We start from the raw sequence: 26,879 nt of genomic DNA, 5'->3' as shown, positions 1-26,879 counted from the left end.
GGTTCCCCGTCCGGCACTCAGGGAGGTGCTGTGAGCCCGTCAGCCCGCCGCAGCAGGGTCAAGGACACCGCGACCGCCCTGCTCGTCGTCGCGACCGTCCTCGCGGGGGCCCTCGGCCCCATGCAGGCGGCCGTCAACGGCCAGCTGGGCAAGACGATCGGCGACGGGCACGCCGCCGCCCTCATCTCGTTCGGGACCGGCCTGGTCCTCATGTTCGTCGTCGTGTTCGCGCGCCCCGCGACCCGGCGCGAGGCGCTCGCGATCCCCGGCCTGATCCGCTCGCGCACCATCCCGTGGTGGAACTACCTCGCGGGCCTGTGCGGGGCCGTCATCGTCCTGTCCGAGGGCGTGACCGTCGGCGTCCTGGGCGTCGCGACGTTCCAGATCTCGCTCATCTCCGGTCTCGTCATCTCGGGCGTCATCTGCGACCGCCTCGGCGTCACGGCGTCGGTCAAGCAGCCGCTCACCACCACGCGCCTGCTCGGCGCGGCGCTCGCCATCGCGGCGACCGTCGTCGTCATCTCGCCGAGCTTCTCCGTGCCGCACACGATCGTCCTCGCGATCATGCCGTTCGTGGGCGGTCTGCTCGCGGGCTGGCAGCCTGCCGGCAACGCGGCCGTCGCCGACGTCACCGGGTCGATGCTCGTCTCGATCGGCTGGAACTTCCTCGTGGGCTTCACCGCCCTGCTGATCGCCTACCTCGTGCGCGCGGCCGTGGGCGGCGTCGACTTCCAGCTCCCGAGCGAGTGGTGGATGTACCTGGGCGGCCCGCTCGGCCTGCTGTCCATCGCGCTCATGGCGCTGCTCGTGCGCGGCCTCGGCCTCCTCCTGCTCGGCCTCGCCTCGGTCGCGGGCCAGCTCGTCGGCTCGCTCGTCCTCGACGCCGCGATCCCGGCGCTCGGCCACACCGTGCACGTCGCGACCGTCGTCGGCACGGTCATCGCGCTCGTCGCCGCCGGGATCGGCATGATCCCGTCCGGCAAGGCCGCGCACGCCGACGACCCGGACGCTCCCGGCGGCCCTGGCGGACCCGACGCGGGCGTCGCGGCGGCCGTCGCGGGCGGCGAGGCCGGCGAGACGAGCGCGCGATGAGCGTCACGCCCGCCGGCCACGTCCAGACGGTCACCGGCCGCGCCGCGGCTGCGGACCTCGGCCTCACGCTCCCCCACGAGCACCTCTTCAACGACCTGTCCGGGGTGCTCGACCCGCCGAGCTACCGCTTCTCCGAGGCGGTCGTCGAGGTCCCGGTCTCTGCGTCGGTCGCGTGGGCGCTGCGCCAGGACCCGTACTGCTGCGCGGACAACATCGCCGACAAGCCGGTCGCCGCGGTCGCGGCGGAGCTCGAGAGCTTCGCCGCGCTGGGCGGGCGCACGATCGTCGACGCGACGTCGAGCGCCGCGATCGGGCGCAACCCCGAGCGCCTCGCGGAGGTCGCGCGCCGCACGGGCCTGCACGTGGTCGCGGGCTGCGGCGCGTACCTCGAGAAGTTCGAGGGCGACCGCATCGCCGCCGCGGCCGTGGACGCCCAGGCGTCCGCGATCGTCGCGGAGCTCGCCGACGGGATCGGCGGGACCGGCGTGCGGCCCGGCATCATCGGCGAGATCGGCGTCTCGCCGTCGTTCACGCCGGGCGAGGCGGCGTCGCTGCGCGCCGCGGCCCTCGCGCAGCGCGAGCACCCGCACGTCGCGCTCCAGGTGCACCTGCCCGGCTGGCAGCGCCGCGCGCACGAGGTGCTCGACCTCGTGCTCGACGAGGTGGGCGTGCGCCCGGAGAAGGTCGTGCTGTGCCACATGGACCCGTCCGCCGACGACCCGGGCTACCAGCGGTCCGTGGCCGAGCGCGGCGTCTGGCTCGAGTTCGACATGGTCGGCATGGACATCACCTTCCCGAAGGAGGGCGTGTCCCCCGACCCGCACACGACCGCGACCGCGGTGCAGCGCCTCGTCGAGGCCGGTCACGCGGGCCAGGTGCTGCTCAGCCACGACGTGTTCCTCAAGCAGATGTGGGTGCAGCACGGCGGCAACGGGTTCGCCTACGTCCCGACGGTGTTCACCGAGATGCTCGCCGCGCGCGGGGTGCCGCGCGACGTGCTCGCGCGCCTCACGCACGACAACCCGGTGGCGATGCTCACCGCGTGACGCGACGCCGTCCGCCACCCGCACGGCCGGGGCCCGCCAGGGTCCCGGCCGTCGGCGCGCCCGGGACCTCCGGCCCTGGTCAGGGCGTCGCGCTCTGAGAGGATCGGCGCATGAGACGACGTGCCCTCCCGACCCTCGTGGCCGCCGTGGCCGCCACCGCCCTCGTGCTCGCCGGCTGCTCCGGCGGGTCCCCGGAGCCCTCCGCGCTGGACGCCCTGCTCGACCGCCACGACCTCGCCGGGCTCAGCGGCCAGGAGGTCGTCGACCGCCTGGAAGGGCTTGAGACCGCTGACCGGCCGACCGACCTCGTGGCCTCCGTCCGCGCGGCGGAGCTCGTGCTCGCCGACGAGTCGTACGAGACCACGGTCCCGCTGCCCGAGGACACGTTCTACCTCTCCGTCGCGCCCTTCGTGGACGAGACGCACGAGTGCTTCTACCACTCGCTCACCACGTGCCAGGGCGAGCTCGCGGGCGAGCCGGTCTCGGTGACGGTGGTCGTCGCGGCCACCGGCGACGTGCTCGTCGAGGAGGACACGACGCTCGGCGCCAACGGCTTCGTGGGCTACTGGCTCCCGCGCGACGTCGACGCGGAGCTGCGCGTCGAGCACGACGGCCGGGTCGGCACCACGACCGTCTCGACGCGCGACGACGACCCCACCTGCCTCACGACCCTCCAGCTCGCCTGACGCGCGACGGGCGCGCCCGGCGGCGTCCCGCCCCACGCACGACGACGCCCGCCGCACCGGGGTGCGACGGGCGTCGTGCCTGCTGGGCCGGGGAGGCGTCAGGCGGTGCCGCCGAAGTCGACCACGAGCTCCTCGGTGACCGTCTCGCCGTCGCGCTCGGCGGTGGCGGTGACCGTCACCTGCCCCGCCGGCACCTCGAGAAGGCGCGTCGCGAAGGCCTGGTAGGCGTTCTTGGTCGGCGCGACGGCCGCGAACTCCTTGGTCCCGTACGGCGTGGTGACCGTGAGGTCCACGGCCGTGTCGTCCTGGTTGACCACCCGGACCGCGAGGTACTGCTTGCCGCCCATGGTGCGCAGCTCGGCCTCGGCCGAGAGGTCGAGCGCGGGGCCGTCGTCGACGAGGGCCGACTGCCAGTCGACGAGGTCGTCGATCTTCGTGCCGAGCAGCGCGCGGTCGCCCGCCGCCGCCGACAGGTGGTCGACGAGCGAGCGCGCGCCGCCGAGCACCTGGACGGCCGTCGCGGGGTCGTCCGCGTCGGCCGCGCTGCGCGCGCTGCCGAGCAGCGACGAGATCGCGCCCGCGATGACGCCGTCGCCCACCGCGGACGTGTTCAGGCCCGCCACGAGCTCGTCGACCTCGCCGAAGGTGACGCAGTTGCCGCCGCCCTCGACGACGCCCGCGGTCCACTCGACGCCCTTGAGGACGTGCTCGAGGAACAGCGGGTCGGTCCACGAGGCGTCGGTGTGCCCGGCGCCCTCGTACCAGGAGCGACCGCCCTCGAAGTTCTGGCACCACGCGATCGGGTGGTCCTCGCCCATCGCGTTGTTGCCCGGGTTGTACGTCGACTCGTCGAGCGTGATGAGGACGTGGACGTCCTCGCGCGGGTTGGTCGTGTAGTTGTACCACTCGTCGAACCGCTCCCAGACGGCGGGCAGGTGCGCCGTCGAGGGGTGGCCCGGGCTCTCGACGCGCATCGTCGCCGTCTGCTGCTGCGGGTGGCTGACGAACCGCGCGCCGCCGCCCGTGAGCTGGCTGTACCAGGGCACGGTGTGCATCGTGTCCGTCGCCGCGTGCAGGCCCACGAACCCGCCGCCGCCCCGGATGTAGCCCTGGAACGCGGCGAGCTCGGCGTCGTCCAGGAGGCGCGGCGTGGCCGGGTTGAGGGAGTTGGTGTTGTCGACCGGCGACGCGAAGACGATGGTCGCGTACTGCGCGAGGTCCTCGGCGCTCGTGAACGGCGAGGAGTCCATCGTCAGGTCGGGCTGGCCGGGCGAGCCGCTGCCCCACCACCCCGCCGAGCTGTTCGGCGGGTCCCACACGTCGACCGTGAAGCCGTTCTCGGCGCCGAGCTCGATGAGCGCGCGGGTGGTGTCGTCGATGTGCGAGTGGCGGAAGCCGAGCGTCTCACCCACGACGAGGATCTTGTAGTCCTCCTCGTCGGCGGCCGCCGGGCCCGCGGTCATGAGCGTGGCACCGCCCACGAGCGGCAGCGCGGCGGCCGCAGCCACCGCCCGCCGGAACGTCATGCCGCTGAACAAATCCATGCGTGCTTCTCCCTCGTCGTCGAGAGCGCGAGCCGGAGGGTCGCCGACGGCGACCCCACGGGGCGACGCGCGCACTCCTGCGTGCGTGGACGTCGGCTGCTGCCGATGCAGCGAGTTTTGACGGCAGGCGCACAAAAGTCAAGGTTTCAACGGCTGGCGACTGCGGTTCTTCACCCCGACCCACGGGCGCGCGCCGGGCGGTGACCGGGCCGGCCTCGGGGCACAGCGAGCGCACAGGGTCACCACAGGCACGCCTCCGCGTCGCGCGCGACCCTGGGAGCATGACCGCAGCCCCCGCCCCCGTCGGCCGCCCGGACCAGCCGCGCCTCACGCGCCCGGACGGCTCCCCCGTCCGCGTGCTCGTGGTCGACGACGAGCCGAACCTCGCCGAGCTGCTCACCTCGGCGCTGCGGTACGAGGGCTGGGACGTCTCCACCGCGCTCGACGGGCACACCGCGATCCGCACGGCGCGGGAGACCGGGCCGGACGTCGTCGTGCTCGACGTCATGCTCCCCGACATGGACGGGCTCACCGTGCTGCGCCGCCTGCGCGAGCGCGACGCCGACGTGCCCGTGCTGTTCCTCACCGCGCGCGACGCCGTCGAGGACCGCGTCGCCGGGCTCACCGCGGGCGGCGACGACTACGTGACCAAGCCGTTCAGCCTCGAGGAGGTCGTCGCCCGGCTGCGCGGGCTGCTGCGCCGCGGCGGCGCGACCGCCCAGCGCGAGGACTCCGTGCTCGTCGTCGGCGACCTCGAGCTCGACGAGGACGCGCACGAGGTGCGGCGCGGGGGCGAGGAGATCCGGCTCACCGCTACCGAGTTCGAGCTCCTGCGGTACCTCATGCGCAACCCGCGCCGCGTGCTGTCCAAGGCACAGATCCTCGACCGCGTCTGGAACTACGACTTCGGCGGCCAGGCCAACATCGTCGAGCTCTACGTCTCCTACCTGCGCCGCAAGATCGACAAGGGCCGCGCGCCCATGATCCACACGCTGCGCGGCGTCGGGTACGTGCTCAAGCCCGCCGCCGACGCGGAGAGCGTCCGTGCCTGACCTCGGCGGGACCCGCCCGACGGCGACCGGCAGGGAGCGGCGGCCCACCGCGCTGCGCCGGCGCCTCGTGCTCGTGCTCGCGGTCGTCGTGCTGCTCGTCACCGTCGGGCTCGCCGTCGCGTCCGCCGTCGTGCTGCGCACCCAGCTTGTCGCCCAGGTCGACCACGAGCTGCGCCAGGCGAGCGACCGGCTCGCCCGCGGCGACGGCCCCGCGCAGCCCCCGGACGGCACCGGCGACGCGTCCGGGCCGGAGCCCGGCGGGCCCGACGACCCGTCACGCTTCCCCGCGGGCACCGGCCCCGGCAGCGCCGTGCTGCGGTACGACGGCGGCGAGCTCGTCCTCGCGGAGTACGTCACCCCGGACCTCCGGCGCGTGGCGCTCGACGACGCCCAGGTCGCGGCGCTCGAGGCCGTCCCCGTCGACGGCGCCGCGCACGACGTCGACCTCCCCGACCTCGGGTCGTTCCGCGCCGTGCACCGCACCACCGCGGACGGGCAGCCCGTCGTCGTCGCGTCGAGCACCGCCCAGGTCGATGCGACCGTCGAGAGGTACGTGCTCGTCGAGGCCGCGCTCGGCGCGGCCGGAGTCCTCGCGGCCGTACTTCTCGGCACCTGGCTCGTGCGGCGCTCGCTGCGCCCGCTCGACGACGTCGCCGCCGCCGCGGGCCGCGTCTCCGAGCTCGAGCTCGCGCAGGGCGAGATCGACGCCATCCCGCGCGTCCCGGACGACCTCACCGACGAGCGCACGGAGGTCGGCCAGGTGGGCGCCGCGCTCAACCGGATGCTCGAGAACGTCGAGACCTCGCTCCAGGCGCGCCACGACTCCGAGACCCAGGTGCGGCGGTTCGTCGCCGACGCGAGCCACGAGCTGCGCACGCCGCTCGCCTCCATCCGCGGGTACGCCGAGCTCGTGCGCCGCTCCCCGGACGACGTGCCGCCCGCGACCGCGCGCTCGCTCGACCGCATCGAGGCCGAGGCCGTGCGCATGACCGGCCTCGTCGAGGACCTGCTGCTCCTCGCCCGGCTCGACGCCGGACGCCCGCTCGACCGCGCGCCCGTTGACCTCGCCGTGCTCGCCGTGGACGCCGTCACGGACGCGCACGCCGCGGGACCCGACCACGACTGGGCGCTCGACCTGCCCGGCGCGGACGACCTCGACGTCGACCCGGCGTCCGGCGCCCCGGACCCGGACGACCTGCCGGACGACGCCGTCGACCTCGAGGTGACCGGCGACGAGGCCAGCCTGCGCCAGGTGCTGGCCAACCTCCTCGCCAACGCCCGCACGCACACCCCGCCCGGCACGCACGTGGACGTCCGGCTCACCGCGGACGCCGACGCCGTCGTGCTCTCCGTCGCCGACGACGGGCCCGGCATCCCCGCGGCCCTGCGGCCGACGCTCCTGCGCCGCTTCACCCGCGGCGACGACGCCCGCAACCGCACCGGCGGCTCCACGGGCCTCGGGCTCGCGATCGTCGACGCGATCGTCACCGCCCACGGCGGCACGATCACGGTGACCTCCACGACGGAAGACGAGCCCGGCCCCACCGGCACCACCGTCGCGGTCCACCTCCCCCGCAACCGCCCCTGACCGTCCCTCCGGGGCCGAGCAGGTGGTCCTGGCTCGTCCGGACCTCGGGACGCGCCAGGACCACCTGCTCGCCGCGCCGGGACCGCCTGGTCAGCCCTTGACGCAGAGGAGCGTCGTGAGCCGGGCGACGACCTCGACGAGGTCGGACTGGGCGCGGACGACCTCGTCGAGGTCCTTGTAGGCGGCCGGGATCTCGTCGAGCACCCCGGCGTCCTTGCGGCACTCCACGCCGGTCGTCTGGGCGGCGAGGTCGTCGAGCGTGAAGGTCTTCTTCGCCTTCGTGCGCGACATGCGACGGCCCGCGCCGTGCGACGCCGACCAGTACGACTCCGGGTTCCCGAGCCCGCGCACGATGTACGAGCCGGTGCCCATGGACCCCGGGATGAGCCCGAGGTCGCCCTTCCCGGCCCGGATCGCGCCCTTGCGGGTCACGACGAGCTCCTGGCCGTCGACGTGCTCGACCGCGACGTAGTTGTGGTGGACGTTCACGGCCTCGTCGAACGCGATCTCGCGGCCGGGGAACGACGCGCGCACGGCGTCGACGACGAGCGTCATCATGACCGCGCGCGAGCGCGCCGCGTACTCCTGCGCCCACCACAGGTCGGCGAGGTACGCGTCCATCTCCGGCGTGCCGCCGAGGAACACGGCGAGCTCGCGGTCGACGAGCCCCTGGTTGTGCTCCAGCCGCTTCGCGACCGCGACGTGCTGCTCCGCGAGCGTCTTGCCGATGTTGCGCGACCCCGAGTGCAGCTGGAGCCAGACCTGCCCGTCGGTGTCCGTGCACAGCTCGACGAAGTGGTTGCCCCCGCCCAGGGTTCCGAGCTGACGGCGCGCGCGGCCCTCGATGTCCGACACGCGCCCGTGCAGCCCGGAGAACCGCGACCAGAACGCGTCCGCGCCGCGCGCGACCTCGGCCGGGCCGCGGCCGGAGATCGAGCGCAGCCGGTGCGGGTCGACCGGCTCGTCGTGCGCGTGGAAGCCGACGGGGATCGCGGCCTCGATGCGCGCGCGGACCGGTCCGAGGTCGTCGGGCAGGTCCTCCGCCGTGAGAGACGTGCGGACGCCGATCATCCCGCACCCGATGTCGACGCCGACGGCGTTGGGCGACACGGCGTCGCGCATCGCGATGACCGAGCCGACGGTCGCGCCCTTGCCCAGGTGGACGTCGGGCATGACACGCACGCCCTCGACCCACGGCAGCGCGGCGATGTTGCGCAGCTGCTGCAGCGCGGCCGGCTCGACGGCGTGCTCGTGCGCCCACATGAGGGTGGGTGCCTTCGCGCCCGACAGCGGGACGGGGAACGTGTGGGCCTCGGTGCTCACGATGCTGACCTCCTCGGGTCGTCCTGACGATCATGACGCCGCCCCGGCTGGGGCGACGAGGTGCGCACGGGAGGACTCGAACCCCCGACGCCCGGCTCCGGAAGCCGGCGCTCTGTCCGCTGAGCTACGCGCGCTGGTGCTCCTTAACGTCGAGCAGACGGGACGCGAGCGTCCAGGTGCCCTCGGAGGGAGTCGAACCCCCGTCTCCGCTTCCGTAGAGCGGCGTCGTGTCCGTTGGACCACGAAGGCAGTGCTTTTCACCGCAGGCGCACGACAAATGCGCGCCGACGGCGGAGAGAAGAGAAAGACAGCACGAGAAATGCACCCCGACCGGGTGGATTCCCGCACAAGAAAAAAGGCCGCCCCGGCGATGTCCGGGACGGCCTGTCGTGACGACGCTGTGGTCAGACGACAGGACCGCCGGGGTAGCCGACGAGGAACGAGGACACGCTGAGATACGCCACGGGCAGCACGACGCGCGGCTGCTCGCAGGGCAGGACGGGACGTCGCCGGTCCTGCTGGACGGGTTCGCGCACGGCACTGCTCCTCTCGGTCGTGTCGGGTGGCCCACGCACCGGAATGTCGTCGACCGAGGTAGACCGTACGCGCCTTTCCCGAACCGCACAACCCCATTTCTCGAATTCGTCGGAGAATCTTCGACCGTGACCCGTGCACCACCCGGATATCCCGCCTGCCGGCCTTTCCTCACCGCAGACGAGCTCGCCCGCCCTGCGCCCCCCGTGCCACCCCCGGCTCCCCGCGCGCCCTCCGCGCAGGACACGGCCTCCGCCTCCCCCGTCAGGGCTCGGTCGGTCGGGCTCCGGCGACCGACCCCGGATGATGCTCGGCCGCTTGGCACACTTTTCTCCTCGCGGGCGCGAAGGCCCTCTGCGTTCCGGGCGGCCGACCGAGGCTGTCGGCGGCACCGGGTAGGGTTCCGGACGTTCCGGACAGACCTCCCGACGCCGACGAACCGCGCGCGGGCCCGACGACAGGAGATGCGCCGCCATGATGGGTGCCAACCACGCCGCGACCGGTGCGGCGGCGTGGATCGCCGTGACGTCGACGGCCCCGTTCGCCCTCGGCTGGCACCCCGTGTCGTCGGTCGGGGTCATGACGGGTGCGGTCGTGTGCGCCGGGGCCGCGCTCCTCCCCGACGCCGACCATCACAACGGCACGTTCGCGCACTCGCTGCCGCCCGTGAGCGAGTGGGTGTCCGACGCCGTGGAGACGGTCGCGGGCGGGCACCGCCAGGGCACGCACTCGTTCCTCGGCATCGCGGTGTTCACCGCGCTCGCCTGGCTCGCCGGGCTCGTCACGGTCGAGACGGGGAGCTTCGGCACGGTCTACGTCGGCGGCGGGCTGCTCGCGGTGCTGCTCGTCGCGCTCGCGCTCAAGGCGCTCAAGCTCACGCGGCGCGGCAAGCTCGTGCCGTGGGTGACGTCGCTCACCGTCGCCGTGCTCGTCGCCCTGTTCTCCCCGGAGGAGTGGAACTGGCTCCCCGTCGCGGTCGGGCTCGGCGTCGCGATCCACATCCTCGGCGACGTGCTCACGACCAACGGCGCGCCCCTGCTGTGGCCGGTGAAGATCCGCTCGCCGCGCTGGGTGCGGCGCTCGCTCGTCGTCGACGACGTGTGGCGCCCGAGCGGGAGCTTCGCCCTCCCCCTGCTCGGCTCCACGGGGTCGGTGCGCGAGTGGATCCTCGCGACGGCCGTCGGGATGTACGCGACGGTCGGGTTCGTGTGGTCGGCGCTCGACCAGATGGGCTTCGACACCCTGGGCACGTACGAGCGCGTGGTGGCGGCGATCCAGGTCCTCGCGTCCGGGGCGGCCTGAGCCCGTCCTCAGCCGACGGCGCGGGCGCGGGGGACGCGCGCTGTCGACCACCGCAGCGCCTCGGTGAGGAGGATCGCGAGCGAGCCGCACGCCAGGCCGACGCCGAGCGCGGCGGGGTCGGAGACGTCGAGCGACAGGAGCTCCCTCGCGGCAGGGACGCTGAAGAGCGCCACGTAGAACACCGCGCAGAAGCCGACCAGGACCACCTTCCACGCCGTGTACGGACGCGCCACGACGGCGAGCACCCACAGGGCGCCCACGAGCAGCGTGACGAGCGCGGCGGTGGACGCGCGGACCTCCGCCGGGGCGAGCGTGTCCGTCGGGCCGCCCAGCGACGCCCCGCCCGCGCCCGGGTCCACCACGAGGTAGCACAGGAAGGTCAGGACGCCGATCGACACGCCCGCGGGCACCGCGAGCCGGAGCACCCTCGGCACGAAGCCCGGGCGCGCCCGCTCGTCGTTGGGCGCCAGGGACATGACGAACGCGGGTACCCCGATGGTGAACCACGCCGCGACGGTCACGTGGATCGGCAGGAACGGGTAGGACACGGGCGCTCCCCCGAGGAGCCAGGCACCGACCCCGGCGAGGCCGACGAGGACGGCCAGCACCACCGCGTACACGGTCTTGGTGAGGAAGAGGTGCGCGACCCGTTCGATGTTCCCGATCACCCGGCGCCCTTCCCCGACGACGGACGGCAGCGTCGCGAAGCGGTCGTCCAGCAGGACGATCTGCGCCACGGACCGCGCGGCCGGGCTCCCCGACCCCATGGCCACGCCGATGTCCGCGTCCTTGAGCGCGAGGACGTCGTTCACGCCGTCGCCCGTCATGGCGACGGTGTGCCCGCGCGCCCGCAGCGCCCCGACGACGGCCCGCTTCTGGTCCGGTCGCACTCGGCCGAACGTCGTGGCGCCCTCGACGACCGTCGCGAGCTCCTCGCGGTCGGCGGGCAGGGTCCGGGCGTCGACCGACGTCTCGGGGCCGCCCAGGCCGAGGGACCGCGCGACCGCGGCGACGGACACCGGGTTGTCACCGGAGACGACCTTCACCGTGACGCCCTGGGCGTCGAAGTAGTCCAGCGTCTGCCGGGCGTCCGCGCGCACCCGCTGCTCGAGCGCGACGAGCGCCCGCGGGACGAGGTGCCCCGGGGCGCCTCCGTCCGGGGCGACGGCGTCGACCGGGGCGTCGGTCGACGCGACGAGCAGCACCCGCAGGCCGTCGGCGCCGAGCGCCGTCGCCCGGCGGGCCACGTCGGACCGGGGGTCCAGCAGCACGTCCGCGGCGCCGAGCACCCAGCTCCCCTGCGGGCCGTCGGCGTCCACGAACGACATGCCGGACCACTTCGTGGCCGACGAGAACGGGACGACGGCGGTCGCCCGCCAGCCCGGTGCGTCCGGGAACGCCTCCGCGACCGCGGCGACGGACGCGTTGGGCCGCGGATCGAGGGCGGCGAGCGCCGCCAGGGCGCGCTCCACCTCGTCCCGGGGGCCGTCGAGCACGTCCACCCGGGCGAGGCGCATCCCGTTCTCCGTGAGCGTGCCCGTCTTGTCCGCGCACACCACGTCGACGCGCGCCAGCCCCTCGATGGCCGGCAGCTCCTGGACGAGGCACCGACGCCGGCCGAGCCGGACCACCCCGATCGCGAAGGCGACGGAGGTCAGGAGCACGAGGCCCTCGGGGACCATGGGCACGAGGGCCGCGACCATGCCGAGCACGGACTGCCGGAACCCCTGCCGCGAGATGACGAGCTGGTTCACCACCGTGAGGACGCCTGCGGGCACCAGCAGCCACGTGATGACCCGCAGGATCGAGTCGATGCCGGACCGCAGCTCCGAGCGCACGAGCGTGAACGCGCTCGCCTCGTGCGCGAGCCGCGCGGCGTACGCGGCCGGGCCGACGTCCGTCGCCCGGTAGGCGCCCGACCCGGCCGCCACGAAGCTCCCGGACAGGAGCCGGTCCCCGGGCCTCTTCACGACGGGGTCGGCCTCGCCCGTGAGGAGGGACTCGTCGACCTCGAGCGAGGCGGACTCGACCACCGGGCCGTCGACCACGACCTGGTCCCCGGCGCCGAGCTCGACGACGTCGTCGACGACGACGTCCGCCTGGTCGACCTCCGTCACCGCCCCGTCGCGGCGCACGCGCACGGGCGCCCGCCCCACGATCGCCAGCGCGTCCAGGGTGCGCTTCGCGCGCAGCTCCTGGACGATCCCGATGCCGGCGTTGGCGAGGATCGCGAGACCGAAGAGGCTGTTGATGAGCGAGCCCGTGCTCAGCGCCAGCACGAGGAGCACCCCGAGCAGGGCGTTGATCCGCGTCGCGGTGTTGGCCCGGACGATGTCCCAGGTCGTGCGCCCCGAACGGGGCGGCAACCGGTTGACCCTGCCGTCGGCGACGCGCTCCGCGACGTCCCGCGACGTCAGTCCCGCAGCCCTCGTCGACGGCGCCGTCATGGGCGCGATCGTATCCGCCGTAATTCCGTTGCGCCGGGCCGCGCGGCGATGAGACGGTCGCAGCACGTCGCCCGCGTCGTCGGGCACCGGAGGAGAGGAGGAACGCCATGAGCTGGACGACCCCCGCTCGCGTGTCCACCACCCCCGGGAGCACCCCCCGCCGCTGACCGGTCCACGACCGCTCGCGACGACCGTCCCCGACCGCCCGCCCGGCGGCCACGGCGACGCGCGCTCCCCTCCCCCGAGGAGCCCCCGTGCCCGAGCACGACCTGCCGTACCCCGACCTCTCCCTCCCGCCCGCCCTGGCGCGCGACCCCCGCACTCCCCCGCCGCGCCGTCTGCGGCGCCTCGCCGACCTGGCCGACGCCGAGGCCGAGGCCGGCGTCCTCGACGCGGCGCTCGGCGACGACCAGCGCTGGTCCACGTGGTCCGCCGTCGAGAAGGGACAGCGCGGGCCGGAGCCGCGCCCCGACTGGGTGGTGACGGCCGACGCGGCCCTCGACACCGAGCTCGGCCTGCTCAAGACCGGCAAGGAGGCGGACGTCTTCCTCCTGGAGCGGGCCGTCCCCGGCGACCCCGCGCGCCGCAGCCTGCTCGCCGCGAAGCGCTACCGCGACCTCGACCACCGCTCGTTCCGGCGCGACACCGTCTACACCGAGGACCGCCGCGTGCGCCGGACGCGCGACCGTCGCGCCCTCGACCGCAAGTCGCGCTACGGCCGCCAGGTCGCGGCCGGGCAGTGGGCCGCGGCGGAGTTCGCCGCGCTGTGCGAGCTGTGGTCGGCCGGTGCGCCCGTCCCGTACCCCGTCCAGATCGACGGCGACGAGATCCTCATGGAGTTCGTCGGCACGTCCGACGGCGTCTCGCACGAGGCCGCGCCACGGCTCGCGCGCACGCGGCCCGACCGCGACCTCCTCGCGTCGTGGTGGGACCAGGTCCGCGACGCCATGGCCGTGCTCGCCCGGCTCGGCTACGCGCACGGCGACCTGTCGCCGTACAACGTCCTGGCGGACGGCGAGCGGATCGTCGTCATCGACCTGCCGCAGGTCGTGGACCTCGTGGCGAACCCGTTCGGCACCGAGCTCCTGCTGCGCGACTGCCGCACGATGTCCGCGTGGTTCGCCGGGCGCGGGCTCGAGACGGACGCCGACGAGCTCTTCGCGGTGCTGCTCGCCCAGGCGTGGTGACGACCGCGCCCGGACCAGCGTGCGACGATCGACCGCGTGCTGCGCCTCGCCCTCGTCGGTCTCGACTCGTCCCACGCCGACCACTACGTGCGGCTCGTGGCCGCCGAGCGGCGCTGGCCGGGCGTGCGGCTCGTGGCGCTCGTCGACGGGGAGCCCGGTCGCCGCGCGGAGCTCGCCGCGGCCGGCGGGCTGCGCCTGGACGCGGGCGACGCCACCGTGCCCGACGTCGTCGGGCGCGTCGACGCCGCCATCGTCGCCCACCGCGCGGGGCGGCGGCACGGCGCCGCGACCCGTGCGCTCCTCGCGGCGGGCGTCCCGGTGCTCGTGGACAAGCCGTTCGCCGCGTCGGTGGCCGACGCGCGGGCGACGCTCGACGCGGCGCGCGCGCACGGCACGGCCGTGACGACGGCGTCCGCGCTGCGGTTCGCGCCCGAGGTCGCGGCGGCGCGCGCCGCCCTCGCGACCGCCGACGGAGGTTCCGTCGCGCCGCGCGTCGCCGCGGCACCGGCGTCGCCACCCAAGCCAGCGGCGTCGCCGCCCGGGCCCGCCGTCGAGGTGTCCGGCCCGGCGGACCCGCACGACGAGCGCGACGGGCTGTTCTTCCTCGGCATCCACGTCGTCGAGGCGGCGCGCGCCGTCGCCGGTGCGCCGCCCGGGGCGGCGTGGTCGCCGCCCGCCGTGACGCGCTCGGCGGACGGCATCGTCGCCACGACGCGGCTGGGCGGTGTCGACGTCCGGCTGCTCCTCCTGGACCCGGGCGCCCACCCCACCGCGGGGTTCGCGGTCGCGGTGCGCACGCCCCGCGGCGTCGAGCGCACCGAGGTCGTGCTCGACGCCGACTACCTCGCCCCGGTGGTCAAGCACGGGCTCGCGGTCCTCGCGCCCGGGACCACCACGACGGCGCCTACCGCGGCGCGCACGACGGCGGACCCCGCCGACGACGCGGGCCGGGTCGCCGACGACGCGGGCCGGGTCGCCGCCGAGCACGCGACGATCCTCGCCGACCTCGCGCTCCTCGAGCAGGTCGGCGCGGCCCTGCGGCCCTGACCCCGGGCCCCGGAGCTCCCGCCGCCCGCGCCGGGGCGCGGCGGACGGGGTAGAACGGGACCATGGAGCCCTCCACCGAGTCCTTCGACGCCGACGACGTCCGCACGTTCCTCACGACCTACGGCGTCGCGCTCTCGACGGGCGACCTCGACACGATCGGCGAGAGCTACGCCTTCCCGGCGCTCGTCGTCGGCACGACCGGTTCGGTGCTCCTCGGCGACCCCGAGGACGTGCGCGCGTCGACGGCCGAGCTCGCCCGGGGGTTCCGCGAGCGCGGGCTCGTCGGCGTGGTCGCGCACCTCGTCGGGGTCGAGGAGGTCGGCGACGCGCTCGTCTGGGCGCACGCGCGCTGGAGCTACCGCGACGAGTACGCGAACGAGCAGGAGGCGCAGGAGGTGCGGTACCTGCTGCGCCGCGCACGGGACACGTTCGAGGTGTGCGTCGCGGTGCCGGTCGGCCCGTAGGCCGCGCCGACCCGCGAGCGCCCCGGGTCAGGACAGCCGGTTGTCCCGGTCCTCCCACGGCGACGCGGCGGGCGACCGCCCGGGCGGGGTGACGTCGTCGGGCTGGAGCGCGCGCACGACGAACGACCCCGCGGCGAGCACGACGCCCCCGGTGAACGCGACCTGCAGCACGGTGAGCAGCACGCCCACGAACCAGGTGCCCGCCAACGGATAGGCGAGGTTCATGAGGCCGACGTTCTGGACGAGCGCGCTCCCGACGGTCAGGCCGAGCCCGGTCCAGAGCATCGTGCGGGCGGTGAGACGGGGCGGCATCACGGGCTTCCTCTCGTCGGCGAGACGGTCCGGGGCCGCGACGTCGGCGGACGTACGGCACCCGGTCCGTTCCTACCACGCCGCCCGCGGCGCCGCGGTCCCGCCTCCCGCGTCAGCGGAAGTCGCGCGAGGTCGTGCCGACCTGGAGCGAGAGCGGCGCGAGGTGCTCCGCGACGAGGTTCGTGGCGCCGTCGGCCCGCTCGAGCCGCCCGCGCACGACGAGCGCCGCGGACCCGCGCGCGACCTTCCGGAACCGCTGCCACAGCCCGGGCGAGCACACGACGTTGAGGATGCCCGTCTCGTCCTCGAGCGACAGGAACGTCACGCCTCCGGCTGTCCCGGGCCGTTGCCGGTGCGTGACGACGCCGCCCACGGCGACGCGCGACGGCGGGTGCGGGCGCGTGCCCGGCACCTCGCCCGCCGCGCGCTCCGCCTCGTCGACCTCCTCGATCTCGCGCGACACCGCCACGGCACCGACGACGGTGAGCACCCCGGCCGCGGTGAGGCCGTCGCGGACGTACTGCGTCGGGTAGGAGTCGGTCGACACGCCCGTGGCCCAGACGTCGGCGACGGCGGTCTCGACGTCGGTCATGCCGGGCAGCGCCGGCGCGTCGACGCCGACGCTCACACCCGGCAGCGTCCCCGGACCCTCCTGCGCGAGCGCGCCGGCCGCCCACAGCGCCTCGCGTCGCGTCACGCCGAGGCCGTCGGTCGCGCCGGCGGTCGCGAGCCCTTCGAGCTGGGCGGTCGTGAGGTCGACGCGCCGCACGAGGTCGCGCAGGTCGCTGAACGCCCGCCCCTCCCCCGGTGCCCCGCGCGCCGCGACGACGCGCTCAGCCGCGTCCTTCCCGAGCCCGCGCACGCTCGCGAGCCCGAGCCGCACCGCGAGCCCGAGGTCGGGCTCCGGCCCGTAGCGGGTATCGACCCCCGCCTCCCCGCCGAGCATGCGGCTGTCGCCCGTCCGGGCGCCAGGGCGGTCCGTACCCGCATGCTCGGCGGGCGCAGCCGCATGGTCGGCGGGCAGCCGCTCGACCGTCGCCTCGACGTCGGACGCGTTGACGTCGGGGCGCAGCACGGTGACGCCGTGGCGGCGCGCGTCCGCCACGAGAGACTGCGGCGAGTAGAACCCCATGGGCTGCGCCGCGAGCAGCCCCGCGTAGAACGCGGCGGGGTGGTGCACCTTGAGCCACGAGCTCGCGTAGACGAGGAACGCGAACGAGTACGCGTGCGACTCGGGGAACCCGAAGTCGGCGAACGCCTTGAGCTTGTCGTAGATCTCCTCGCGCACGGCCGGGTCGGTGACGCCCTTCTCCCGCATCCCGTCCATGAGCCGCCCCCGCAGCTCCTCCATGCGCTCGACCGACCGCTTGGACCCCATCGCGCGCCGGAGCTGGTCGGACTCCTTCGGGGAGAAGCCCGCGACGTCGATCGCCATCTGCATGAGCTGCTCCTGGAACAGCGGCACGCCCTTCGTCTTGCCGAGCGACTTCTCCAGCAGCGGGTGCAGGAACGTCACCTCCTCCCGGCCCCGCGCCCGGTTGATGTACGGGTGCACGGAGCCGCCCTGGATGGGACCCGGGCGGATGAGCGCGACCTCGATGACGATGTCGTAGAACGTCCGGGGTCGCAGGCGCGGGAGCGTCGCCATCTGCGCGCGCGACTCGACCTGGAACACGCCGACGGTGTCGGCCGCGCACAGCAGGTCGTACACCGCCGGATCGTCCTCGGGCAGCGTGTGCAGCGCGAGGCGCGGGCCGCCCTCGTGCCGTTCCACGAGGTCGAACCCGATGCGCAGCGCCGTGAGCATCCCGAGGCCGAGGAGGTCGAACTTCACGAGCCCCGCGTCCGCGCAGTCCTCCTTGTCCCACTGCAGGACGGTGCGGCCCTCCATGCGCGCCCACTCGACGGGGCACACCTCGATGACGGGGCGGTCGCACATGACCATCCCGCCCGAGTGGATGCCCAGGTGCCGCGGGAGGCGCAGCATCCGGTCGGCGAGGTCGAGCACCGCGTCCGGGATCTCGCCCTCCTGCGCGGCCGACGGCGGCCGGTGCGCGGGCACGACGTCGTGCGTGTCGTCCGCGCGCAGGACGTCGCCCTCGTCCACGGCGAGCGGGTCGACGACGCGCGCGCCCCGGCCGGTGAGGTCGGGCGACCAGTCCCGGCTCCCCCACAGGCGCGACGTCGCGGCGTCCTTCCGGGCGGTCCGCGTCGTGACCCGCGGCGCGGCCGGGCCGGCGGACCCCGGGGTCTTCGCCGCGATCGCCCGCTCCTTCGCCGCCCGGTCGGCCGCGGGCGACGACGGGTCGGGACCGCGCAGCGACCCCCACCGCTCGATCGACTTGCTCCACGCGTCGGCCTGCCCGACGTCGTACCCCAGCGCCCGGGCCGCGTCGCGCACCGCCGACTTCGGCCGGTAGGAGATGACGTTCGCGACCTGCGCGGCGTGCGTGCGCCCGAACGTCGCGTAGACGTGCTGGATGACCTCCTCGCGCCGTGCCGACTCGATGTCGATGTCGATGTCCGGCGGGCCGTCGCGCTCGGGCGCGAGGAAGCGCTCGAACAGCAGGCCGTGCTTCACCGCGTCGACGGCCGTGATGCCGAGCGCGTAGCAGACCGCGGAGTTCGCGGCCGAGCCGCGCCCCTGGGCGAGGATCCCGTTCCTGCGGCAGAACTCGACGAGGTCGTAGACCACGAGGAAGTAACCCGGGAAGTGCAGGTCCTCGATGACGCGCAGCTCGTGGTCGATCTGCGCCCACGCGCCCGTGATCTTCTCCTGGCCGCGCGGCCCGTACCGGTCCTCGCCGCCGCGCCGCACGAGCTCGCGCAGCCAGGTCGCCTCGGTGTGCCCGTCCGGCACCGGGTAGGGCGGCAGGTCGGGTGCGACGAGGTGCAGGTCGAACGCGCACTCGTCCCCCAGCGCCGCCGCCGTCGCGACGGCCTGCGGGTGCCGGGGGTGGCGCGCGAGCATCTCCGCCGCGGAGCGCAGGTGGGTCGTCGGGGCACCGGGCAGCCAGCCGTCGAGGTCGTCGAGCGACGAGCGCGCGCGCACGGCCGCGAGCGCCCCCGCGAGGTCGGCGTCGCGCGGGTGGGCGTAGTGCGCGGCGGTCGTCGCGACGAGCGGCAGGCGGGCGTCGGCGGCGAGGTCGGCGAGCGCCGCGTGGAGGTCGGCGTCGCGCGGGTCGTCGGTCGTGGTGATCTCGACGGCCACGTTGTCGGCGCCGAAGAGGGCGACGAGACGGTCGAGCTCGCGGCGGGCCGCGGCGCGCCCGGACGTGACGAGCGCGCGCCGCACCGCGCCCTTGCGGCACCCGGTGAGCACGAGCCACTGCCCGGCGGCCTCCGCCGCGAGCTGCTCGAGGCGGTAGTCGGCGGCGCCCTTGGTGCCCGTCGCGAGGTGCGCGGTCGCGATGGCGCGCGACAGGTTGCGGTAGCCCTGCGTGCCGCGCGCGAGCACGAGCAGGTGGGTCGAGCGCGGGTCGGGGACGCCGGTGGGCGGGTCGAGCACGGGCGCGCCGGTCGCGGTCGGCGCGGGCAGGTGCAGCTCGGACCCGAAGACGGTGGGGAGACCGACCTTGCGCGCAGCCTCGGCGAAGCGCACGACGCCGTACAGGCCGTCGTGGTCGGTGACGGCGAGCGCCGACAGCCCGAGCCGCGCGCCCTCGGCGGCGAGCTCCTCGGGGTGGGACGCGCCGTCGAGGAAGCTGAACGCGGAGTGCGCGTGGAGCTCGGCGTAGCGCGGGCCGGTGGTCCGGTCAGTCATACAGGCCCTCCACGGTCCACCGCCCGCGCGCGCTCGCGAGGAGCAGGCCGCGGCCGTCGTCGAGCAGGACCTGCACGTGCACGCGGCGCCGGGGCGCGGGCGTCCACCAGCGCTCGGCGAGCGGCCACGGCCCGGCCCAGTCCACGACGGCGCGCGCGGACCCGGGCCCGGGCAGCGCCGTCTCGTCCCGGGGCGCCGCCGCACGGCGCGGGCCCTCCTCCGGCGCGGGGGCCGGCCACCGCACGGTCGCGGGCTCGCCGCTCATCGCGAGGCGCGCGTCGACGACGACGGGCCGCCCGGCGTCGTCGAGCACGACGACGTCCTGCGGCTCGACGGGCACGAGCGCGGGGGCGGGGCTCGGCAGCGCGCCGGGCCACGGCAGGGCCGGGTCGCGCGGGCGCACGACGTCCTCCCCGAACGGCACGAGGTGCACGCGGTCGGTCGCGTCGCGGCCGCCCTGGACCTGGACGCGCAGGACGGCGTCGCCCCCGAGGATGCCCTGCACGCGCCCGAGCGCGCGGTGGGCCCGCGCGTCCTCGCCGCTCGACGCGCCCCACAGGCGCGGCTGCTCCGCCCCCGCGGGCACGACCTCCTCGGCCGTGAGGGACAGGCGGGCCAGCGGCGCGACGCCCGGGACGACGTCGGCCCCGCCGGGCGAGCCGCCCCGCTCTCCTCCGCGACCGGCCCGGGCCGCGCGCCCGGCGCGGACGGACGTGGTGGTGAGCCAGCCCTCGAGCTGCCACCGGACCTTGTCCGTGAGGCGCGCCGGGCTCATCGCGCCCGGCCCGTCGAGCCGCCAGGTGCGCTCGAGGTCGTCGCCCTCGACGGTCCGCGCCGTGATGCGCAGGCGCCCGGCGACGAGCGAGCGCGCGACGAGCTGGTCGTGCAGGTCCTCGGAGAGCCGGCGCGCGGCGAAGGTCGCGACGTCGACGCGCTCGGCGGGCGGGTCGAGCTCGGCGCTCACCGCGACGTCGGGCTCGACGCGGCGCCGCGCGGGCGGGCGCAGGTCCTCGCCGCGCGCGAGCCGGTGCGCCCACGCGCCGAGGTCGCCGAAGCGCCCCTCGACGGTCGCGGGCGGCAGGGCCGCGAGCGCCCCGAGGGTGCGCACGCCGAGCCGGCCCAGGAGGTCCACGAGCTCGTCGACCGCGACGGCGGCGTCCGGACGGGCGGTGACGTGCACGAGGTCGCGCGCGGGCCGCGGCGCGAGGAACGCGGCGGAGCGGCCGGGCGGGACGACGGCGGCGTCCCGCGCGGCGAGCACGGCGGCGAGGATGCCGTCGGCGACGCCCACCTGGCTCTCGTGGCCGGTGCGCTCGGCGACGCGCGCGACGAGCGCCTCCGCGAGCGCGGCGTCGGACCCGTGGTACCGGCTCGCCCCGGCGGCGGGCAGGAGCAGCAGGCCGGGTCGGGTGATCTCCAGCCCCGCGACGACGGTCTCGGCCGCGAGCGCGACGGGCTCGAACTCGCGGGCGTCGCGCGCGTCGTCGACGTCGAGCAGCTCGAGCTCGGGGCAGCACTCGCGGGCCCGACGGCGGCGCATGCCCCGGCGCACGCCGTGGGCGCGTGCGGTCGCGGAGACGGCGACGACGCGGCGGCCGTCGTGCGTCGCGGCGGGGACGTGCGCGGGGACGTCGCGCACCGCCATCGCCGCGAGCACCGGCCAGTCCGGCACCCACAGGGCCGCCGTGCGGGTCGGGCTCGTGGTCATCCGACGAGCCGGAGCCGGGAGGGCCGGTCGGGGTCGTCGGCCCGGGCGGTCTCGTGGGCGGTCTCGGCGGTCCCGGCCGCGGTGGCGCCGGTCCCGACCGCGGGCCGGGTGCCCCGGGCGTCCTCGGCGAGGAACGCGGGCCAGTCCTCGTGGACGAGCGGGAGCTCGACCTCGAGGCGCGTGGGGCGCGCGGCTCCCCCGCGGCCCGCGCGCTCGACGACGAGGGTGCGACGGCGCAGCCAGCCCGCGCCGCGGTCCGCCCCGGACCAGCCGCCGCCCGTCACGGTGAGCGCGACGTGCGCGCCCGGCCACGTCCCCGCGGCGACGAGCAGCGCCCCGCGCTCGCGCGCCCGCGCGGCCAGGCGCCGTCGGTCGGGGTCGGTGAGGGCGGCGTCGGGCCCGACGACCACGACGTCCAGGCCGTCGACGAGCGCCGAGATCGCGAGCGCCGCGTCCGGGCCGGGCCGCGGGACGAGCACGACGCGGTCGAGGTCGGCGCCGGCGTCGGCGGCCGCGAGCAGCCCGACGGCGGGGAACCCGACGGCGGCGGTCCACGCCCCGGCCCGCGACGGCCGTGCGACGAGCGCGAGCAGGAGGCTCGTCGAGCCGCGCACCGCCAGCACGGTGCCGCGCTGCAGGGCGCCGAGCGGGAGGAGCGGCGCGAGCGCGTCGTGCACCGGCCACACCCGCTCGTCCGTGCCCGCGTCCCGGCTCGCGCCCGAGGTCCGGACGTGGCGGGTGCGGGCGCGCGCCGGAGGGTCGGGCGGTGCGGGGGCGGGCCGCACGACCGGCGAGGCGGCGTCCGCGAGCGGGGCCATCTCGGCGAGGAGGGCGGTGCCGGCGCGCGGGACGACGGCCGGCGCCGCCGGGGCGGTGAGCGGTTCCGGGGCCGCGGGGGCGACGACGGGACGGTGTCGGCGGACGCCCGTACGCTCCTCCGCACGGCGCAGGACGGCACGGGCGCGCTCGGCCTTGTCGACGGCCGCAGCCGTCGGGCCTGGTGCCCCCGCCCGTTCGGCGGGGTCGGCGAGAAGGGTCATCTCGCCTCCCGGGGTGGTGCTCGGACGGGACGCGCACCGCGCGTCGACTGCTGCGGGCGGTGTGCTGCACCCGCTGGGTGTTCGAACAAACGTTCGAACACTTCCAGTGAACGACCGCCGCTCCGAGGTGTCAACTCCGCAGGTCGGGGCGCCTGCTTCGTCCGAGATGCCCACCCCAACCTTCGACCCCCACTGGAGACTTGCCCGAAACCCTCGACCTCTACCTGACCCTCCTCCCCCGCCGACCATGCGGCTGTCGCCCGTCCGGCGGGCGGCACGGGCTGCGACCGCATGCTCGGCGGGCTCGAGGGGCTCCGGGGTGTGTTCGGCATCCGGCCTCTCCCGCGCGGCGGCCCGCAGGGATGGCAGGCTGACGCCATGGACGCCCGCACGACCCTGCCCACGCTCGGCTCGCTCACCTGGGAGCCGGCGCTCGACCACCTCGACCTCGTCGCCCCCGTGACCGCCGACGCGCTGCGCCGGTGGGTCGACGCCGACCCGGACGTCGCGGCGCTCGTCGCCGTGACGGAGATCGACCCCGACCTCGCCGACACCGCGACGCTCAACACCGCGTTCGACCTGCCCGTCGAGGCGTCGGCGAACTGCGTCGTCGTGGGCGGCACCCGGGCGGGCGACGAGCGCATCGGCGCCGCCGTCGTGCGGGCCCACACGCGCGCCGACGTCAACACGCGCGTCCGCAAGCTGCTCGACGTGCGCAAGGCGTCGTTCCTGCCGACCGACCGCGCGACGGCGGAGTCCGGCATGGAGTACGGCGGCATCACGCCCGTCGGGCTGCCCGAGGGGTGGCGCGTGCTCGTCGACTCCCGCGTCGTGACCGACGGCGCGCTCGCGCTGATCGGCAGCGGCGTGCGGCACTCGAAGCTGCTGCTCCCCGGCGACCTGCTGGGCCGCCTGCCCGGCGTGGAGGTCGTCGAGGACCTGGCCGTCCCGGTCGCCTGACCCGTCCCACCCTGCCGAGCACGACCTGAGGCGCCCCGGGCACCCCCACCGGCCCTCAGGTCGTGCGCGGTGGTCAGCCTTCGAGGACGACGAGCCGCTGCGTCGCGCGCGTCATCGCGACGTAGCGGTCCACGGCGCCCTCGACGCCGTCGCCGAACGCCTGCGGCTCGACGAGCACCACGAGGTCGAACTCGAGGCCCTTCGCCGTCTCGGGCGTGAGCCACCGCACCCGCGCGGACCTCTCGCCCTCGCCACCGACGTCACCGACCCTGCCGTCCGACTCCTCGCCGGACGACCCGGACGGCCCGGACGGCTCGGTGGCGCCGATGACGCACGCCGTGCCGTCCGCGTGCTCGGCGAGCCACGCGCCGAGGACCGCGTCGAGGTCCGCGACCGCCCCGTGGGCGACGGGCACGCCCGTGCTGCGCACCGACGTCGGGACGTTCGCGTCCGGGATCGCGGCCCGGACGACGGGCTCCGCCTCGGCCATGATCTCCCGCGGCGTGCGGTAGTTGACGCTCAGCGACGCCTCCTCGACGCGGGCGAGGCCCACGCGCGCGAGCCGCTCGCGCCAGCCCTCGGGGAAGCCGTGGCGGGCCTGGGCCCGGTCCCCGACGACCGTGACGCTGCGCAACGGGCAGCGGCTGAGGACCATCTGCCACTCGGCGTCGGTGAGCTCCTGCGCCTCGTCGACGACGACGTGCGCGAAGGGCCCCGCGAGGCGGTCGGGCGTCGCGACGACGAGCGCGCCGTCGTCCACGAGCGCGTCGCGCAGGTCCTGGCCGCGCAGCATCTGCATGACCCCGAGCTCGCTGTCGTCGGTCGCCACGAGGTGGTCGACGACGTCGTCCATGCGCGCGCGCTCCGCCGCCACGGCGGCCTCGTTGCGGCGGCGTCGGCGTGACGCCTCCGGGTCGCCGAGCCGACGGCGCGCGGCGTCGAGCAGCGGGAGGTCCGCCGTCGTCCACGCGTGCGCGTCCGGGCGCTGGAGCGCGCGCACCTGCTCGGGCGTGAGCGACGGCGCGCACAGCCGCAGGTAGGCGGGCACGGACCACAGGTCGGCCACGAGGTCCGTCGGCTCCACGAGGGGCCACGCGCGGTCGAACGCGGCACCGAGCCCGCGGTGGCCGCGCAGGGCGCGGCGCACGTCGTCGGCCTCGACGTCGGCGCCGTCCTCCGCGGCTCCCCCGCAGGCCTTGTCCACGAGGATCTCGACGAGCGCGGCCCAGACGTCGTCGCGCGCCTCGTTGTGCGGGGTGCCCGGGTCGACGGACTCGAACGCCTCCGCCCAGTCGGCGGTGGAGAGCCAGACGCCGGCCCACGGCGTCTCGACCTCCATGCCCTCGGCGGGCGGACGTTCGGAGAACCGCACGGCGGGCTCGATCGCGGCGACGAGCTCGGCGGACGCCTTGAGCCGGGCCACCTCGGGGTCGGCCTCCGCGCGCGCCGTCGCGCCCTCGGAGACGAGGTCGCGCAGCGTGCAGGTCTGCACGCCCTCCTCGCCGAGGCCGGGCAGCACGTCGGCCACGTACGCGAGGTAGGGGCGGCTGGGCCCGACGACGAGCACGCCGCCGCGCCCACCACCGTGCGCGCCGCCATGCCCGCCAGCGTGCCCACCACCGTGTCGGCCCCCGTGCCCGCCGCCCACGTGCGGGTCGGCGTACAGCAGGTAGGCCGCGCGGTGCAGCGCCACGACCGTCTTGCCCGTGCCGGGGCCGCCGTCGACGACGAGCGCCCCGCGCGAGCCCGCGCGCACGATCGTGTCCTGGTCGGCCTGGATCGTGCCGAGCACGTCGCGCATCCGCGGCGACCTGCTCGCGCCGAGGCTCGCGACGAACGCCGACTGGTCGTCGAGCGCCGCGCTCGACCCCGCGCCGTCGGGCACGAGCTCCTCGTCCCAGTAGTCGGTGACGCGCCCGCGCGCCCACCGGTACCGGCGCCGCGCCGCGAGGCCGAGCGGCTGCGCGGGCGTGGCCGCGAAGTACGGCTCGGCGGCGCGCGAGCGCCAGTCGACGAGCAGGCGCTCCCCCGCCGGGTCGGTGAGGCCCACGCGGCCCACGTACACCGGCGCGGAGCCGTCGGCGAAGGTCATGCGGCCCAGGCACAGGTCGACGCCGTAGCGCTGGAGCAGCCGCAACCGGCTGCTGAGGCGGTGGATCTCCTGGTCGCGCTCGAGCGCCTCGGTGCCGCTCCCGCCCGGCGCGCGCCGGGCCGCGTCGAGACGCTGCGCGAGGTCGGCCACGGAGTGCTCGAGGCTCGCGGCGATCGCCGCGAAGTGGCGCTCGTCGGGGTCGACCAGCGCCGGGTCGGCCTTCGGGGCCAGCCGCGCGGGCAGGTCGAAGAACGGCGCGGGCCGCGGGTCCTGGTCCGCGGTGGAGTGGGTCGACGAGCGGCGGGACGGGTCGGTGGTGGCGGTCACGGGGGCGTCGGGCAACGTCATCAGCTCCGGTCCGGGTCCTGCGGAGGGACGCACGGGCCACGACGACCCGCGCACGAGCGGAGATTCTGCGCCCCCGAGGGGGCCTTGCCGCAAGACCCCCGGTGCGCTATACCTTGGAGAGGGAGGCCGGTCGAGCCTCCCTTTCTCGTTGCCGGACGTCGTGCCGGTGCGCTCGGTGCCGACGCTCTCGGCCCGGTCGTCGACCGCCCAGCGTCTGCGCGGCGCCGCACAGCCGACATGCGAGAAGTGGCCCCCTACCGTGCTCGGTGGGGGCCACTTCTCGTGTCTCGACGGGACCCTCGACAGGATCCCGGGAACGCCTCAGCTCTCGGCGCGGCCCTCGCGCCAGTAGCCCATGAACGCGACGGCGCGGCGGTCGACGCCGAGGTCGGCGACGAGGTGGCGGCGCAGCGTCTTGATGGCGCTCGCCTCGCCCGCGAGCCACGCGTAGAGGACGGTCTCCTCGTCGAGGAGCCCCGGGACCTCCCAGAGGATCGACGCGTCGACGTCGACGTCCTCGAGGTCCTCCGCGGTGCGGCACTGGACGGGCGGGTCCGTCCCGAGGACGCCCGCACCGAGCATGCGCGCGGCGGCCTCCTTGACGGCCGGCACGAGGCGCGCGCCGTGGGCGTCGTGCGGCCCGCCGGGGACGTCGTCGCGCGCGAGAAACGTCACGCGCACCCCGGGCGGGGTCACGAGGTCGCGCGCGTCGCCCACGTGCGGGACCTCGACGTAGACCTCGCCCCACGCGTCGGCGGGCAGGTCCTCGCAGATCGCCGCGATGGCGGGCAGCGCGGTCTCGTCGCCCGCGAGCAGGAGCGCGTGCGGGCGGGTGGGCGGGCGGAACTCGATGCCGCCGGCCGGGCCGTCGAACGTGGCGTCCGGGCCGAGCAGGACGAGCGGCGTGCCGACCTCGGCGGCGAGAGCCCAGCGCGACGCGGGGCCGGCGTCGCCGTGCAGCACGACGTCGACGTCGACCTCGCGCGCCTCGGGGCGCACCGCGACGGTCGTGTAGGTGCGCAGCGGGTTGCGGCGCTCCTCGGGCTGGTCGCGCCACGCGGCGTACCAGGACTCGGCGTCGCGCACGAGGTGCTCGTAGCCGCCGTCGGGCGCGGGGAGCACGAACTTGATCCGGACGTCGAGCCCCGGGTCGCCGAAGAGGTCGAGCTCCGGGCCGGTGAAGGTGAAGCGGCGGAAGCTCGGCGAGAGCTGCTCGACCCGCGCCACCTCGACGTCGAAGAAGCGCCAGGGGGCGGTCGCACGGGCGACGGGACGACGAGCGCGGGTGCGGGGTGCGACGACGGTCTGGCTCACACAGGTGAGGCTAACCTACGCGCCCACGGC

General features: G+C 75.9%; 20 protein-coding genes and 2 tRNA genes. 10 read left to right on the top strand and 12 right to left on the bottom strand.

Annotation, left to right across the window (positions count from 1 at the left end; translation table 11 throughout):
• The first annotated feature begins 30 nt into the window (after positions 1-30).
• From ACPCUX_RS00480 to ACPCUX_RS00470, 3 genes are all read left to right on the top strand, one after another.
• The gene (locus ACPCUX_RS00480) at positions 31-1,092 is read left to right on the top strand and encodes a DMT family transporter (protein ID WP_423387953.1); all 1,062 of its coding nucleotides are present in this window, start codon (positions 31-33) and stop codon (positions 1,090-1,092) included.
• Positions 1,089-2,138 (top strand): phosphotriesterase family protein, encoded by a 1,050-nt coding sequence (locus ACPCUX_RS00475; RefSeq protein WP_085387813.1) that lies wholly within the window; start codon positions 1,089-1,091, stop codon positions 2,136-2,138. The genes ACPCUX_RS00480 and ACPCUX_RS00475 overlap by 4 nt, the downstream gene beginning before the upstream one ends.
• A gap of 110 nt (positions 2,139-2,248) precedes the next feature.
• Positions 2,249-2,824 (top strand): CueP family metal-binding protein, encoded by a 576-nt coding sequence (locus ACPCUX_RS00470; RefSeq protein ID WP_423387952.1) that lies wholly within the window; start codon positions 2,249-2,251, stop codon positions 2,822-2,824.
• 98 nt (positions 2,825-2,922) lie between these two features.
• On the opposite strand, the gene ACPCUX_RS00465 is transcribed toward ACPCUX_RS00470, so the two are convergent.
• The gene (locus ACPCUX_RS00465) at positions 2,923-4,368 is read right to left on the bottom strand and encodes a ThuA domain-containing protein (RefSeq protein ID WP_423387951.1); all 1,446 of its coding nucleotides are present in this window, start codon (positions 4,366-4,368) and stop codon (positions 2,923-2,925) included.
• A gap of 281 nt (positions 4,369-4,649) precedes the next feature.
• Between ACPCUX_RS00465 and ACPCUX_RS00460 the strand changes: the two genes are divergently transcribed.
• Together ACPCUX_RS00460 and ACPCUX_RS00455 are read left to right on the top strand one after the other, a co-directional pair.
• Complete coding sequence (locus ACPCUX_RS00460) at positions 4,650-5,420, top strand: response regulator transcription factor (protein WP_043653980.1); 771 nt, start codon at positions 4,650-4,652, stop codon at positions 5,418-5,420.
• A complete protein-coding gene (locus ACPCUX_RS00455; RefSeq protein ID WP_423387950.1) occupies positions 5,413-7,008 on the top strand; it encodes a sensor histidine kinase in 1,596 nt (531 codons plus the stop codon). Before ACPCUX_RS00460 ends, ACPCUX_RS00455 begins: the two co-directional genes overlap by 8 nt.
• Before the next feature lie 90 nt (positions 7,009-7,098).
• Here ACPCUX_RS00455 and ACPCUX_RS00450 read toward each other — a convergent pair whose 3' ends face one another.
• From ACPCUX_RS00450 to ACPCUX_RS00435, 4 genes are all read right to left on the bottom strand, one after another.
• A complete protein-coding gene (locus ACPCUX_RS00450) occupies positions 7,099-8,271 on the bottom strand; it encodes an RtcB family protein (RefSeq protein ID WP_086150699.1) in 1,173 nt (390 codons plus the stop codon).
• Positions 8,272-8,392: 121 nt separating this feature from the next.
• Positions 8,393-8,465: transfer RNA gene (locus tag ACPCUX_RS00445), tRNA-Arg, on the bottom strand.
• Positions 8,466-8,508: 43 nt separating this feature from the next.
• Positions 8,509-8,580 (bottom strand) — tRNA-Arg (locus ACPCUX_RS00440).
• 155 nt (positions 8,581-8,735) lie between these two features.
• A complete protein-coding gene (locus ACPCUX_RS00435; RefSeq protein ID WP_255376401.1) occupies positions 8,736-8,867 on the bottom strand; it encodes a hypothetical protein in 132 nt (43 codons plus the stop codon).
• Between the two features lie 472 nt (positions 8,868-9,339).
• Between ACPCUX_RS00435 and ACPCUX_RS00430 the strand changes: the two genes are divergently transcribed.
• Positions 9,340-10,167: a metal-dependent hydrolase gene (locus tag ACPCUX_RS00430; protein ID WP_423387949.1), complete on the top strand. Its 828-nt coding sequence runs from the start codon at positions 9,340-9,342 to the stop codon at positions 10,165-10,167.
• 8 nt (positions 10,168-10,175) lie between these two features.
• Here ACPCUX_RS00430 and ACPCUX_RS00425 read toward each other — a convergent pair whose 3' ends face one another.
• On the bottom strand, positions 10,176-12,614 hold the full coding sequence (locus ACPCUX_RS00425; protein ID WP_423387948.1) for an HAD-IC family P-type ATPase: 2,439 nt from the start codon (positions 12,612-12,614) through the stop codon (positions 10,176-10,178).
• Positions 12,615-12,970: 356 nt separating this feature from the next.
• Between ACPCUX_RS00425 and ACPCUX_RS00420 the strand changes: the two genes are divergently transcribed.
• The 3 genes from ACPCUX_RS00420 (at position 12,971) to ACPCUX_RS00410 (ending at position 15,312) form a co-directional block, all read left to right on the top strand.
• Positions 12,971-13,801, top strand: coding sequence for a serine protein kinase RIO (locus tag ACPCUX_RS00420; RefSeq protein WP_228074523.1), 831 nt, complete (start codon positions 12,971-12,973; stop codon positions 13,799-13,801).
• A 36-nt stretch (positions 13,802-13,837) separates the two neighbouring features.
• Complete coding sequence (locus ACPCUX_RS00415; RefSeq protein WP_423387947.1) at positions 13,838-14,848, top strand: Gfo/Idh/MocA family oxidoreductase; 1,011 nt, start codon at positions 13,838-13,840, stop codon at positions 14,846-14,848.
• A gap of 62 nt (positions 14,849-14,910) precedes the next feature.
• The gene (locus ACPCUX_RS00410) at positions 14,911-15,312 is read left to right on the top strand and encodes a hypothetical protein (RefSeq protein ID WP_034653570.1); all 402 of its coding nucleotides are present in this window, start codon (positions 14,911-14,913) and stop codon (positions 15,310-15,312) included.
• 27 nt (positions 15,313-15,339) lie between these two features.
• On the opposite strand, the gene ACPCUX_RS00405 is transcribed toward ACPCUX_RS00410, so the two are convergent.
• The 4 genes from ACPCUX_RS00405 to ACPCUX_RS00390 form a co-directional block, all read right to left on the bottom strand.
• Positions 15,340-15,624, bottom strand: coding sequence for a hypothetical protein (locus ACPCUX_RS00405; RefSeq protein WP_395412897.1), 285 nt, complete (start codon positions 15,622-15,624; stop codon positions 15,340-15,342).
• Between the two features lie 112 nt (positions 15,625-15,736).
• On the bottom strand, positions 15,737-19,387 hold the full coding sequence (locus tag ACPCUX_RS00400; RefSeq protein WP_423387946.1) for an error-prone DNA polymerase: 3,651 nt from the start codon (positions 19,385-19,387) through the stop codon (positions 15,737-15,739).
• The gene (locus ACPCUX_RS00395; protein WP_085387802.1) at positions 19,380-21,095 is read right to left on the bottom strand and encodes a DNA polymerase Y family protein; all 1,716 of its coding nucleotides are present in this window, start codon (positions 21,093-21,095) and stop codon (positions 19,380-19,382) included. The genes ACPCUX_RS00400 and ACPCUX_RS00395 overlap by 8 nt, the downstream gene beginning before the upstream one ends.
• On the bottom strand, positions 21,092-22,135 hold the full coding sequence (locus ACPCUX_RS00390; protein ID WP_423387945.1) for a hypothetical protein: 1,044 nt from the start codon (positions 22,133-22,135) through the stop codon (positions 21,092-21,094). The genes ACPCUX_RS00395 and ACPCUX_RS00390 overlap by 4 nt, the downstream gene beginning before the upstream one ends.
• A gap of 378 nt (positions 22,136-22,513) precedes the next feature.
• Here ACPCUX_RS00390 and ACPCUX_RS00385 point away from each other — a divergent pair, with 378 nt between their 5' ends.
• Positions 22,514-23,095 carry a YbaK/EbsC family protein gene (locus ACPCUX_RS00385; RefSeq protein ID WP_415296196.1) on the top strand — a complete coding sequence of 194 codons (582 nt, stop codon included), beginning with the start codon at positions 22,514-22,516 and terminating at the stop codon, positions 23,093-23,095.
• Positions 23,096-23,168: 73 nt separating this feature from the next.
• Here the strand turns inward: ACPCUX_RS00385 and helR are convergent, their stop codons facing one another.
• Positions 23,169-25,430 carry an RNA polymerase recycling motor ATPase HelR gene (gene helR, locus ACPCUX_RS00380; RefSeq protein ID WP_423388036.1) on the bottom strand — a complete coding sequence of 754 codons (2,262 nt, stop codon included), beginning with the start codon at positions 25,428-25,430 and terminating at the stop codon, positions 23,169-23,171.
• A 426-nt stretch (positions 25,431-25,856) separates the two neighbouring features.
• On the bottom strand, positions 25,857-26,849 hold the full coding sequence (locus tag ACPCUX_RS00375; RefSeq protein ID WP_043656901.1) for a siderophore-interacting protein: 993 nt from the start codon (positions 26,847-26,849) through the stop codon (positions 25,857-25,859).
• Positions 26,850-26,879: the final 30 nt, after the last annotated feature.

Source organism: Cellulosimicrobium sp. AB352 (genome assembly GCF_049538415.1).
Taxonomy (GTDB): Bacteria; Actinomycetota; Actinomycetes; order Actinomycetales; family Cellulomonadaceae; genus Cellulosimicrobium; species Cellulosimicrobium funkei.
Note: the sequence above shows the minus strand (reverse complement) of the source record. Positions and strands in the feature narration are given on the sequence as shown.